Here is a 13,814-nt window from a genome sequence, read left to right on the forward strand (position 1 = left end):
ATCTGACCTTTATATTCTTCTTATTCTGTTTTTTTCGTAATCTTCAAAAATCATTTGTCCTAAACCAGATAGTCCGGTGAGGAATGCTTTTCCTTTGTTCTGGGCTGTAAATTCTTCCACAAACTGACGGAGGTAAGGATCCTGTGCAATCATAAATGTCGTGATCGGAATTTTCAGTTTTCTTGCCTGTGCTGCTCTGTTGAAACATTGGTTAACAATTTTTTCATCCAAGCCGAAACTGTTCATATAAAACTCACCGCTGGGTAGCTGAATACAGCTTGGTTTTCCATCGGTGATCATAAAAATCTGTTTGTTGGTATTTCTTTTTCTGCGAAGGATATCCATGGCCAGCTCAAGTCCGGCTACCGTATTGGTGTGATAAGGGCCTACTTTCAGATAGGGAAGATCTTTAATCTTAATGGGCCATGCCTCATTTCCAAAAACAATGATATCAATGGAATCTTTCGGATATTTTCTTTTAATCAATTCCACGAGTGCCATCGCTACTTTTTTGGCTGGAGTAATCCGGTCTTCACCATATAAAATCATAGAGTGGCTGATGTCGATCATTAGAACAGTACTCATTTGAGCCTTATGTTTTGTCTCTTCTACGATGAGGTCTTCTTCTGTAAGGCGCAGATCTGAAATTCCGTTGTTGATCTGTGCATTTTTCAGGCTTTCCGTCATATTCACGGCAGCAAGGTCGTCTCCATACTGAAAGGAACGGTTTTCGCCATCACGCTCATCTCCAATTCCTGTTTTGTTGGTACGGTGATTTCCCGCTCCGTTTTTCTTCAGTTTTCCGAAAATCTGATCCAGCGCATATTCACGAAGGGCAGCTTCCAGTTTAGGCGTTAATATATTTTTACCTTTTCCACTTCCCGTATTGCCTTCTTCAGGATCTTTTTCTTTGATATAACCACGTTTTTTCAAGTCTTCTTCAAAATCCTGAAGGGTATATTCATCACTGAAAATATCATATTCCTGATCAAGCATATCCAGCCAATCGAAGGCTTCTTCAATATCTCCGGAGGTGTGGGTGAGCAAATCTTTAAAAACATCAAAGACCCGGTCAAAATGTGATAATTCTTCCGGCACATGTTTACTGAATATAAATCCTTTTCCGGGATTAAAATTTTTATCTGTCATAAGATGATAAAGAGATTTTGCAGTTATTGGGTTTTGAATATTTCAGATAATATAATGAATTGTCTGAAGTATTCTTTAATTCGTTTCAAACCGAAAAGTTAGGAAAATATCATCTCAAGATTCCCTTAGAAAAATAGAAAATACTAATGATTGTGATATGGAATAAGAATATAATGCTCCTCAGATTGTACAGATTATAAATCAAAAAACTCTTATATCCCTAAATGTGATAAAGCTCCGAAATACTCCGGAGCTTTATCTATACACATCATCTTATCATTATGTATTCAAGATTACCATCCTAAATAATATTCAGGATCTAACCAGTATGGCCAGTCTAATTTAAAATGGGTCTGAAGCATTTTTTCCGCTTCACAGAAAGCACCTTCCACCCAGCCCTGCTGATCAGAATAGGCTTCCCCAATAATATGAATCTGTTCATCCACCAATGGTTTTCTCATATAAGGCATCACATCTTTTACTGAGAAACCTGCTTTCCAGGCATGATATCCTGCGCCGTAGGGATCATCTGTCCAGTCTCTGAAGTAGGTTACATAAGGTTCCGGAATATCTATACCATGCAGTTCTCTAAGCTGGTTCATCAATTCATTCACCATTAATTCTGTAGCCTGAACATCGTCAAACTTATGTAATTCTTCCAATGATGCAGATCTTGCAGCTCTTACTTTAAACAGAACTTTATCATCAGATAGGGCTTTCCAGAATGTTTCTGTTTCCATATCACCGTAACTTCCCAATAACATTGAATTTTTGGTTTCAGTATCAGTACCGAAATAATAGCACTGTCTCATCGGTAAATCTGTAATGGAATGCCCGGAATCAATTCCCAGTTCTCTCCACCATGGGCGTTCAAAGCCCATAAGGATTTTAAAGGCAGGCTCCATGATGATAGAACGGATGTTTTTGTTCAGTTTCTGATGCCTGTTAGCGTCAAAGAAGAAATTATTCTGATCCAGAAGTTCAAGTGATTTTCTTGGCATACCCAATACGATTGAATTAGCGTACACTTTCCATGTTTCGTTGCTTTGTATATTCAGGAAGGTTAATTCGTATTTATGAGTAGCGGTCAAATGATGATCTTTGGTAAAAGTAATCAGTTTGTTTTCAGACCAGATGCGTGCTCCTTCATACTCCATATACGTGTTGGCTACTGCATAGGCAATGCTGTCGTAACCTTCCTCAATGGTTTTGTAAGTTGTGTCTGCAGAAAAGTCTCCTACCATATAAGGAAATGCTTCGGCAGAGTTCCAGTTGATTGTGTTAGAGTAGTATCCTCCGGCATTTGCTAAGAATTCGTAGCCTTCCTGGGAGACCTGATCTTTGATTAAGTTCCAGAAACCGATATCATTTACCAGACGTTTGTCATAGGGAGAACCCGGGAAATTGTAAACCATTCTTGGTTTTATTGCATCCCAGTCGCGGCTGGTCAGTTTGAAAGTAAAATCATAGCCATTAGGATCTGCAATAATCAGGTCTTTATAGGTGGCAGCTACCCATGGATCAGCCATTAGAACATTATAGATAATTTTATTGAATAACTGATCGGAGCTGAATCCTTCATCATTTTCATTGAGATAATAGCGTGTGATTAGTTTGTTATCATGTTTCTGTTCTTCTGTCCATGCATTCTGTTTGAAACGTTCTTTCCGGATGTACATCAGAAGCTTTTCAGGTTCTCCCATATGAAATGGGATAGGGGTCATTTTATCTTTCAGAACAGGCGTTCTTTTGCTCAGATCTGCTTCTTTCAACGGGTAACCTTCTATGAGTGTTGTTACAATTTCCTGAGAGGTGAGATAGCGCATTCCCCCAAGTTCTCCCCAGAAATTCATTCCCGGCATAATTACAGATTCCAGTCTTCCGCCTAATCTGTCGCTCATGTCGAAGATCTGTACTTCGTGACCTTTATACTTATTGTCTGTTACCAAACGAAAAGCAGTGTATAGTCCGGAAGTTCCGGCACCTATAATGGCTACTTCTATCTTCAGATCAGGCTGCATGCCCGGATAGAGCGGTGTATTTTTATTGACGTTTTCTTGATTCATGATGTTATAATTTTTAAAGTGCTAAGAAATATTTATATCCTAATCGGAATGGAGTAATATCAAAATCAGTATGTCCGTCTAATGCAAGATCCGACATAATTTTTCCTAAGAAAGGGGTGAATTTGGCAGCCCATCCTGTAGCATACACCACAATGTTTTTATGGTTGGGTATATAAGACGGGGCAAAATCAATCAGCAGTTCTTTATTGGGAATTGTACTTAAAGCGATAAGGCATGTTGAAGTATATTCAGGAATGATGCTTAGCCCAGTCATATGATTTTCAATCCATTGGGAAGTGTAGGCCAGTTCCTGGGGATTGGGAATTAATGTTCTGTCGCTTGGCTCATCCAAAGGTTTGATCACAAAATCAGGTGCTACACGGATGTATTCCGGATGATCCCATTCCACGGAAGGAAAGCCGTAGAACTGATTGCCATTGTCTCCCGTTGCATTCTGAAATACAAACCACGTTGGATACTGTATAGAAGGATCTGTTTTTTTAAAATAAGCAGAAGACATATTCCAGTAAGTGGCTTCTATTTTAAAATCAAGCAAGTTGATCACACTGTTGATATAAGGTCCGGGAATGATGGCCAGTTTTTTAGCGATATAAATTCCATTGGGAGTGGTTAGCTCAAAAAGATCACCGTTTTGTTTAATCTCAAGTACTGGAGAATCTTCTCTGAGTTCTACGGTTTCTTCTTTCTGGCAAAGGTCTAAAAGTGTTTCAATAGTCGCCTTAAAATTGATGCTGGCACCATCCGGTTGAAAGAGTCCGGTGTAATTATCGGGCAGGTTTTTGAAATGATACTGCTCTTCGATTTCTTTTGAAGTTAAAGTAGTATAAGGAACTCCTAAAGCTTTTAAAGCTTTTTCTGCTTCAGCAATATTCCCTTCGGTGGAATGAACTTCAGGGTCACCAAACCACAGTGTTCCTACTTTATCAAGCAGCTGGGTATCTGTTTTTTTCTGCAGCTCGTCCCAATAAGGCTGTGCATCCAGAGCCATTTGTACCATATATTCATCAGGATAAGGAATACGGAACTGGCGTGATACTCCTGCAGAACTTCCCAGCTGATTGACAAAGGTATATTGTTCCAGTACTAAAGTCTTAGCCTGACGCTGGCCAAGATGATAAGCTGTAGCAAGTCCTATTGCTCCTCCGCCAATGACGATTACGTCGTAGTTTTCTGTAATCATAGGTTATTTGTTTTAATTTTTATAATTGTATTGGAGGAAACCCCAAAGTAAAGACATCAATATGGAGGAATGTACCATCATTAATGATCTTCACTATTTTCGGAATTTTGTCCACTACAATAGTTTAAGTGTAAAGATGAATCTTTCGGTACAGGTTAATATTCTGGTTTTCCATTGAATATTGTCACTATTAATAAGCATCTCAAATTAACAAAGAAGAGAGTATAAGTTCTTAGAGTGTAAACAACCAATTATTGCATTGGGTAGAAATACGGAATAATAGAAAATCCATATACAGAAGGCTGTTTCAATAATCATTAAGAGTATAAAGAATAAATGATCTATGGATTTTCCCATTCATTTTTTTAACTTAATATGTATTATTTGGAATAAAATATGCAGGAAAAGAATATTTTACTGAGCCTCAACTTTTGCAATTGCTCTAAAAAAAAAGATTTACATAAATAAAACTGAATGTTTACAAGGCTTTTTAATAGTAAAAAAAAATAAATTCTATGGGTTTAATCAAATATTCATTATTATAAGAAGACAAAAATTACTTTAACTTTGTCAATTGAATGATATATGATTATTATGAAATTATTGAAAATAATGGTATATTGTTAAAAGCTAATATCTAATGGACTTACATCATCAGGAAATTAATTTAACTGATAAACAAATATGAAAAATAAATTCTTAAATTTTAAATTGAGAAAACTTGTTCATTACTCATTGATCCTTTGTATCTTACTGATACAGATCATTATTGCCATATTTTTCTACAATGAATTTGTTAACGGAAAGAAGCTGAAATTTATTAAAGATCAGCTTGAGGAAAGCCGTGCATTGGGAGGCTTAACTGATAATTCCAGGAAAGATTTCATGGATGCACAGGATCATCTTCAAAAATATATGGCCACTCAGGATAAGAATGATTTACAGCTCTATTTCAAGTCGTTGAGAAAACTTAAGACTAATTTTGATAAAATTGGTGAATACGAAAATACAAGTCCCAGATTGAAAAAAAATCTGGCCCTCCGTAGCCAGGATACTTTAAAAGCTGCGAAACTGAAGACATTAATAGATTCAGTGTACCAGACTTCTCTGAATCCACCAACAAAAATTGAGGATAAGCAATATGAGCCGGCTAAGTATAAAAATGATTTTGAAGATTTCAAGATTCAAACCCGTACTTATGCAGATACTGTAAAAAAGAAAGGCTTTTTCGGACGTTTAAAAGATGCCGTAACAGGAAAAGTAGATGTTCAGAAGGAGAGTACTGTGATCACAATGACTAATAATAAAACCATAGATCTTTCTCAGGTAAAATCCAAAATGGACAATACGATAAAATCTATAGACAAACATTATGCTGCCGAAGTAAAGAAGGTTCAGCTGCTTGCAGCCATTAGTCAGAAGAATAATTTACAGTTTTACAGCAATTTCAGTAAGCTGTTGGTGTATAGTAATAACTTAATAGAAGTGTATGAAAATGCCATCAGGGATTTTAAATCTGAATTGGAAAGAGAGTATAATGAACAGAGCTCCAATAATAACAGGATAAGGACTTATCTGGTATTGGGACTGATGATTCTGATGTTTATTGTTTCTATCCTGATCATGTATTTTACAAGAATGGCATTTGTCTACGAACAAAAACTGGATACTGCCAATAAAGAAATTAAGAAGAACCTTAATTTCAAGAACAGGATTCTGGGAATGTTAAGCCATGACTTGAGATCCCCTTTGAAAATCATCAATATTTTCATAGATAAAATCCACAGAACTACTGAAGATGAAACGATAAAGGATTATCTTAAATCAATTAAGTTTACCAACAGCACTTTGCTTCTCCAATCTAACCAGATTCTGGAATATACCAAAAATGAAAATGCTGAAAAAGAGCTTATACAGTCCGTTTTCAATCTTAAAGATGAAATCAGTTCTATTGTCAAAGTGATTACTCCGTATCTGGAAACGAGAAACAACAGATTTATGGTTACTGACAGAATTCCTGATCATTTAGTAGTATATTCGGATAATATCAGAATCAATCAGATTTTTATGAATATTCTGGGAAATGCCAATAAGTTCACAGAAAACGGGCAGATTGATCTTGTAATGGCTACAGAGCCTCTTGGAGAAAATAAAATTTCCCTGATTACAACAGTAGGAGATACCGGAGTAGGAATATCAGAATCTGATCTTGGTAAAATTTTTGACCCCTATTATCAGGGTATGGTGTCTGATGAAGTTGATAATCTGGGAGCAGGACTTGGACTTAATCTGGTAAAAGAAATTGTAGAACTTTTCGATGGTGATATATCCGTTGAAAGTAAATTACATAAAGGAACCAAAGTGACATTCAGGATCAATTTAAATCTTAATAATAATAATGGAAACACCAGTTCAAAATAAAGAGATTATATTCCTTCTGGCAGACGATCACAGCATTGTACGCCAGGGAATGGAGATTGTTATCAGTGATATTGTTCCTAATGCTAAAGTTTATCAGACTTCATCTTTACATCAGGTATTGGAACTTATAGAATCAAAAGGAATCGAGATGGCTGTCATTGATGCCCATTTCCCGGACGGAAACAGTCTTCATATTTTACCACAGATGAAAAGGGTAAATCCTGATCTTAAAATTTTGATTTTTACAGGACTTGAAGAAGAGCTGCATGGCCTTAAATTCGTCAAAGCCGGTGCTGATGGTTACCTGAGTAAGCTGTGTGAAGAGGAAGAAGTAAGAGAAGCAATTACAACCTTTATTGAAAAGGGTGAATATTTTTCTACTCTTTTACGAAACCTATTGATACAGCTTGTTTCCAACCCTGATCTGATAAGTCCGCTCAATAGTTTAACCAAAAGAGAACTGCAGATTGCAGAACTGTATGCTGAAGGATATGGAAATCTTGAAATTTCAAACAGCCTGAATATCAAACAGAACACAGTAAGCACCATCAAAAAAAATATCTTTGAAAAACTCAAGATTGAAAATATGGTTGAGCTTGTTGACCTTGTCAAAACCCATCATAAACTTTAATGTTTTAAGGTAATCACCACTTCAGAGAATCAGAATATTATATCTCATCGATAAATATCTATAAGCTGATCGATATGTATCGATGGGGTTTATAGAAGATTTTATTTGGGAATGTTGTTCCTTTGTACTGTGAAATTTAAGTAATAAAAAAGCAACTGAGAAATGCTTTTAAAGCTCTGAAGTTTCATACACAAAAACAACAAATGATCATAACTATACAAATAATAAATGGTAGTTATAGAAACACAAATGATGAAAAAAATTAAATAAACACAGATGAAATTAAAGAAGTGTAAGAATAACCTTAAACGGCCTTCTTAAAAAAGCCAAATGATCAGAAAAAAACACAAACACATATAGTGAGGTTCAGTTGATAGGTTACATTACAAACACAAAAAGGAGGCATAATGCTTCCTTTTTGTGTTTTTGGATGAGAATAAAAGATGTCGGGGAGAAAAAGATTTAGCGGTACTGATCCGGAATGCTTCTTTTTATCAGTATTACCACACAGTTGTAAGCAAAACCATTGAGTTCCTCGCACAGTAAGATTGACTTTAAAAAAATTAGAATAAAACTTCGCTGTTGGCCAGTAAGGTTTTATTTTTATGATAAAGTTGTTTAACTTTACAAAGCTTAGGTGTACTTATTATGTGTAAAGCCTGGCTCTGAAAAACTTAAGTAGTTTAACTTTAGCCGAATTTCTTCACAGCTTCTTCACTCACAGGAGTAAAAAAGTTAATCATATTACTGTCCGGATCACAAAATAGAAGGGATCTGTTTCCCCAAGGCATCGTTGTCGGTTTCTGAATAATTCTGGAAACTTTACTTTTAATCTTTTCATACTCTTCATCAACATTTTTAACCATAAATTCAATAATGGTTGACTTTGAACCTGCGAAATCTGTAAGATTTTCCGAAAACATTTGCATGGTCCTGGTACTTCCGATTGCTATTGTAATGGAATTACCAGAAAGTTCTGCAAAATCTTCTGTATACCATGTGGCCGCTATACCCGTGATCTGTTCATAAAATGCTACTGCTGATTGAATGTCTTTGCTGATAATTCTTAATGAGGTAAGTTTCATAAGGATACTTATTTGTTTAAAATAATTTTAAACAAAAGTAATGAGTGCTTATGACAACAGGCTGTCAGTAGATACGATAGATTTTAATCTGAATAACTTTATTAATAAAAATTAGCAATATGAATTAAGCGCTTAAAGTCCGTGATCTGTATTTTCCGTCCTTCGGATCTGATCAGTTTTTCCTGTTTGAAATCATTAATAATGCGGGCTAAAGTTTCTCTTGCGGTTCCTACCATATTGGCAAGATCCACACGGGAAAGAGAAATGAACACTACGGCATCAGGGGCATCATTTGATTTATATTTATCATGAAGAATAAGTAAACTGAGGGCAGCCCTTTCACGGACTGTACGATGAGATAAAACGGCAATAAGGTTCGCCATCACACTGAATTCATGACTCAGAGATTTCAATAACAGCCTTGAAAGCACGGATGACTGGCTCAGAATATCCAGAAAACTTTCTTTTGAAATAAATGAGATGACAGAATTTTCAAGGGTTGAGGTAGTATCCCCATAAGATTCATTACTCAGAATGGCAGAATATCCAAAAAATTCACCGGAGCTGTAAATGTAAATAATCTGCTCCCTTCCGTCATTATCAACTTTGTACTTTTTTATCTTACCCTCATTAAGATAGTAAACACCATTAGGTTTTGTTCCGTCAGTAAATATCGGTTCGTTTTTACGGTAGTTTTTGGTTTTCATAGCTCCTGTAAGCAGCTTCTTATCATATTCAGGAAGTTCATCAAAAAGATACTGATTATTAAAAATAAATTTTGAGATCATAATTTTTTCTATACAGGCTATTGAATGTAGGTTCAGTTTTTAATTTAAATCACATTTTGGACCGATCCAAATCACAAGATTTTTTTCCTGAACGAATTACTTTTACAAAAGTAATAAAATTGGTGCTGAAATAAGAAACAGAATATTTATTGAGGTCTGTGGATGCCTTTTCAGAGTAATCATTCATTACTGAAAAATAGGATTTTACGTTAAAGGGGAAAGAGTAGATCTATAAAGAACACTGGATAAATATTTAAGCGGACATGTTTTTCACAGTTTGACACTGACATTTCTAATTATTTTTTTTTACTTATTTATTGTATCCAGCTGTTCTTTTTCTAAAGATAAAGCCCTTACAGAAATTTAAAATGTTCAGACACAGGGGAAAAAACAGAACTTATTTTCACAATCTTAAGCTGGCATCAGCACTTTCATTTGTTGCCGGAATCGTGAATATTGTAGGGGTATTATCTGTTCAGGTGCTTACCACCAATATAACAGGGCACTTTGCTTTCTTTTCCGAAGAGATTCTTCTTAATCATTACAGTGAAGCCCTTACTTATCTTATCTTTATTTTATGTTTTCTGGGAGGAGCATTCTGTTCAAGCTTTATGGTCGAATTTTCTTCCGGACGTAAAATGTTCCGTCCGCATTTTATTCCTTTGGTCATCGAAATTCTGATATTAAGTTTTGTGGGAATAGCAGATAATAACACATTGGATATCGTAATATCTCCTAATGCGGCTGCAGGGCTTTTACTTTTTGCAATGGGGGTTCAGAATTCATTGGTAACAAGAGTATCACAATCTGTAGTGAGAACAACTCATCTTACGGGATTATTTACTGATCTGGGAATAGAACTGTCAAAACTTTTTTTTAAGGAAAGGGAAAAGGAAAAGAAACAGCTTAAAAAGAATATCACCTTGAAACTGGTGATTATTGCCTGCTTTTTTTCAGGATGTGTAACAGGTGGTTTGGGTTGCAGGATAATCGGCTTAAAGGTACTGGTGGCAACTGCAGGATTACTGCTTTGTGTGATCAGGTATGATAAGCTTCTGTACAGGTATTATGCTATAAAAAGAAAGCTAAGATAAGACAGAGAATAAAAAAGGATATTCCAATGAGCGGAATATCCTCTTAAAATTTATGGAGTGGTCATCTGTTCAATGACCAAAGTTTGTGTATCTGTCGTATGCGCTGAAAAATACCCCAAAGCTCCGTTACTGATGTTACTTGGAGGGTTGGTTGGAGTAGCAGTTCCGCCATTGCCGCCTGAAATCTGAAGCAAAGAGCTGTAGTACGTGAATATATTGTTGTCAATACACTGCATTTCTACATGAATTTTATCTCCTACTACCACTTCATGATCTCTGCCTTTATTATTGTCATTAGGAAGAATGAGAGGCTGTTGATTGGGTAATCCGTTATTCACATTATCTGAAAAAGTATTCATGTACTTTTTAGTCAGATCATTGATCGTAAAGCTGAAAAGGTATCGGTTTCCCAATGGCATTGGATCTGTAAATAATGGCAGCAGGGTATATGTGGTTTTATCTCCAAATTTGAAAGAACTCTGCTGCAATCCGTCAAAATATACCACTTCAGGCATTTTACTATGAGCGCTATATTGCTTTCCTTCGGACTCTACTTTCAAAGTATAGGTTCTGCCAGGCTCTCCGGAAAAAGCAGTCGTTTGATAGACTCCGTTTCCTACATAGTGAAGGGTTTCAGTTTGTCCCATATCGTCACTTAAAATAACCTGAGCTCCGGTGACAGCCGGATATTGATTAGGTGATGAAAAACTTACGGATTTTGTGATTTTCACTGTATAAGGTCCTGGTTGATTGGTAACATTTCCTTCAATGACAATATTTCCGCTTTGATCATTCAGATCAAGATCGATCTCCTTTTCACAAGAAGTTAATGCAAAGAGGGATACTATGATATAAAATGTATTTTTCATGATTTAGAATTTGAAATTATAAGTGATGTTGGGTACCCAACGGAATAAAGAGGTCTGCATCGCACGGGTTGTTCCGGGACGGTCAGGATTGTCTTCAAAGTTAATTGTATAAGCATTTTCTCTACCATACAGGTTGTAAATACCAAATGTCCATGAACCACGGAATCGTTTATTGGTACTTGGTTCATACGTTGCACTCAGATCCATTCTGTGGTAGGCTGGCATTCTGTCTGCATTTCTATTGCTGTACTGGAATATGGTTTGCCCGTTGAGTTCATATTTTCCTGTTGGGAAGGTAACTGCATTTCCTGTGCTGTAAACAAATAGCCCTGAAAAACTCCATTTTGGATTAAGCTGATAGGTGGCCACAATAGAAAGGTCGTGGGTTTTATCCATCCTGGCGTTATACCATTCGTTATTATTGATTCCGTTGATCTTTCTTTCTGTTTTGGAAAGGGTATAGGAGATCCATCCTGTCAGTTTTCCGCTTTTCTTTTTAGCAATAAGTTCCAGACCGTAAGCTCTTCCTTTTCCGAACAGTAATTCACTTTCTACATCGGCTCCGGTATCAAAACCAATCTGCGCCCCGTTCTTGAAGTCGATTTGATTTTTCATGTCTTTATAGTAGACCTCAGCGTTCAGTTCATAATTATTATTGTTGAAATTTCTGCTGTAACCAAGGCTGATCTGATCTGCAATTTCAGGTTTCACCGTATAGCTGCTTCCTATCCACTGATCGGTAGGGTTTCCACTGTTGCTGTTGCTCAATAGGTGAAGATTCTGGGTGTTTCTGGAATAGCCTCCTTTCACACTGCTGACTTCGTTGATACGGTAGTTGGCACTGATACGAGGTTCAATATTCACATAGGTTTTCCCGAATTTTCCTTTCTCTAAGAATTTACTGTCGGTAAGCACACCGTTCTCATAGGTATTGAAGGTATCTCCACCCAATATACTGAACATGGAAAGCCTTGCCCCATAATTAATGGTTAGCTTTTCCGTTGCTTTATAATCATCATTGATGTAAACGGCATTCTCCCATGAATATCTCGGATTTCTTGCAAAACTGCTCACTGTAGTACCGGAAGCACTGCTTGGGGTAAGGGTATGGTAAATAGACTGCAGACCGAAACGTACAGAGTGTTTGTTTCCTGCAAACCAGGTAAAATCCTGCTTAAGATTCCAGTCACGGATTTTTGAATTTAAATCAAATACCGTATCATCATTCTTCAGACTTATTTTATAATCATAATTACTGTAGATAAATGAGGTATTTGAAAATAATTTACTGCTGATAATGCTGTTCCATCTCAAAGTAGCAGTCGTATTTCCCCAGTCTGTATTGAAAGTATCTCCCAATCCCAGTACATCTCTTCCGAAATATCCGGACAGATAAATACGGTTGTTCTCATTAATCTGATAATTGGCTTTCAGGTTGAGATCATAAAAGTATAATTTGTTGTCTTTATAATCTTTGTTGGTTTTAAGAAAAAGATCGGCATACGTTCTTCTTCCTGAAACGATGAATGATGATTTTTCTTTCTGAATAGGACCTTCCACACTCAGTCGGCTGCTGATCAGACCAATTCCTCCATTGACGTTATAGTCTTTATTGTTTCCATCCTTCATTTTAACATCCAATACAGAAGAAAGACGGCCACCGTATTGTGCGGGGCTGTTTCCCTTAATAATGCTGGCATCTTTCAGGGCATCACTGTTGAATGTACTGAAAAATCCAAGAAGATGAGAGGCATTATAAACAGGGGCTTCATCCAGTAAGATCAGGTTTTGGTCTGGAGCACCTCCTCTTACACTAAACCCGCTGCTTCCTTCACCGTTACTTTTGATCCCTGGTAAAAGCTGTATGGTTTTCATCACATCCTTTTCTCCGAATAGAACAGGAAGTTTTTCTATATTTTTGATGCTTAAGGTCTCTGCTCCCATCTGAGCTGAGGTTAAGTTTTTATCCTTTTTAATACCGGTTATCACTACCTCATCAATGGTTTTAGCTGCAGATTCTGATGGAAGCAGGGGAAGATCGAGTTTGATATTCTGATCTACATTAACCTTCTGCTCAAAATCTTGATACCCGGGAGTGGAAATAATAATGGTATAATTTCCTTGAGGTAGGGAAAGAGAATAAAACCCATATTCATTGGCTATAACATTGATGGTGGGATCTTCATTTACTTTTACAGATACTCCGATGAGCAATTCACCGTTTTTTTTGTCTTTCACGGTTCCACTTACGGAATACGTTTGCTGGGCCATTGCCAGGGTACTGAAACAGAGTGCAGCAGTGGCGGCGGTAATTTTTAGAAAGGATGTTTGCATTAGTTTATTTTAAAGTAGTAGATCTCTTGTATATGAATTGATGTTTTGATGATGTACGATTAGTTGGATGAATAGAGGAATTGTTACACATAACAAATTAATGATGAATTAAATCCATTGGAAAATCAGGTTTCAGGAAATGATAAAACAATCTTTTCAGCCTTTTAACCAAAATA

The 13,814-nt window shown here is 36.4% G+C and carries 10 protein-coding genes; 3 read left to right on the forward strand and 7 right to left on the reverse strand.

Features of this window, described 5'->3' with window-relative positions:
* Window positions 1–9: 9 nt before the first annotated feature.
* The 3 genes from BW946_RS00865 to BW946_RS00875 all read right to left on the reverse strand — a co-directional run bounded on the left by BW946_RS00865 (window position 10) and on the right by BW946_RS00875 (window position 4,416).
* A complete protein-coding gene (locus BW946_RS00865; RefSeq protein ID WP_076594366.1) occupies window positions 10–1,149 on the reverse strand; it encodes a vWA domain-containing protein in 1,140 nt (379 codons plus the stop codon).
* 293 nt (window positions 1,150–1,442) lie between these two features.
* Window positions 1,443–3,215, reverse strand: a complete 1,773-nt coding sequence (locus BW946_RS00870; protein ID WP_076594367.1) for a flavin monoamine oxidase family protein — start codon at window positions 3,213–3,215, stop codon at window positions 1,443–1,445.
* Between the two features lie 13 nt (window positions 3,216–3,228).
* Window positions 3,229–4,416 carry an FAD-dependent oxidoreductase gene (locus BW946_RS00875; RefSeq protein ID WP_076594368.1) on the reverse strand — a complete coding sequence of 396 codons (1,188 nt, stop codon included), beginning with the start codon at window positions 4,414–4,416 and terminating at the stop codon, window positions 3,229–3,231.
* 711 nt (window positions 4,417–5,127) lie between these two features.
* On the opposite strand from BW946_RS00875, the gene BW946_RS00880 reads away from it, so the two are divergent.
* Complete coding sequence (locus tag BW946_RS00880) at window positions 5,128–6,837, forward strand: sensor histidine kinase (protein ID WP_228402400.1); 1,710 nt, start codon at window positions 5,128–5,130, stop codon at window positions 6,835–6,837.
* A complete protein-coding gene (locus BW946_RS00885) occupies window positions 6,815–7,468 on the forward strand; it encodes a response regulator (protein ID WP_076594370.1) in 654 nt (217 codons plus the stop codon). Before BW946_RS00880 ends, BW946_RS00885 begins: the two co-directional genes overlap by 23 nt.
* Before the next feature lie 689 nt (window positions 7,469–8,157).
* Here the strand turns inward: BW946_RS00885 and BW946_RS00890 are convergent.
* Window positions 8,158–8,553, reverse strand: a complete 396-nt coding sequence (locus tag BW946_RS00890; RefSeq protein ID WP_076594371.1) for a VOC family protein — start codon at window positions 8,551–8,553, stop codon at window positions 8,158–8,160.
* A gap of 101 nt (window positions 8,554–8,654) precedes the next feature.
* Complete coding sequence (locus BW946_RS00895) at window positions 8,655–9,341, reverse strand: Crp/Fnr family transcriptional regulator (RefSeq protein WP_076594372.1); 687 nt, start codon at window positions 9,339–9,341, stop codon at window positions 8,655–8,657.
* Window positions 9,342–9,709: 368 nt separating this feature from the next.
* Here BW946_RS00895 and BW946_RS00900 point away from each other — a divergent pair, with 368 nt between their 5' ends.
* The gene (locus tag BW946_RS00900; RefSeq protein WP_076594373.1) at window positions 9,710–10,435 is read left to right on the forward strand and encodes a YoaK family protein; all 726 of its coding nucleotides are present in this window, start codon (window positions 9,710–9,712) and stop codon (window positions 10,433–10,435) included.
* A gap of 50 nt (window positions 10,436–10,485) precedes the next feature.
* Here the strand turns inward: BW946_RS00900 and BW946_RS00905 are convergent, their stop codons facing one another.
* Both BW946_RS00905 and BW946_RS00910 read right to left on the reverse strand, forming a co-directional pair.
* Window positions 10,486–11,304 carry a DUF4249 domain-containing protein gene (locus tag BW946_RS00905; protein WP_076594374.1) on the reverse strand — a complete coding sequence of 273 codons (819 nt, stop codon included), beginning with the start codon at window positions 11,302–11,304 and terminating at the stop codon, window positions 10,486–10,488.
* Window positions 11,305–11,307: 3 nt separating this feature from the next.
* Window positions 11,308–13,638, reverse strand: a complete 2,331-nt coding sequence (locus BW946_RS00910; protein WP_076594375.1) for a TonB-dependent receptor — start codon at window positions 13,636–13,638, stop codon at window positions 11,308–11,310.
* Window positions 13,639–13,814: the final 176 nt, after the last annotated feature.

It is taken from the genome of Chryseobacterium sp. RU33C, from assembly GCF_900156015.1.
Lineage (GTDB): Bacteria > Bacteroidota > Bacteroidia > Flavobacteriales > Weeksellaceae > Chryseobacterium > Chryseobacterium candidae.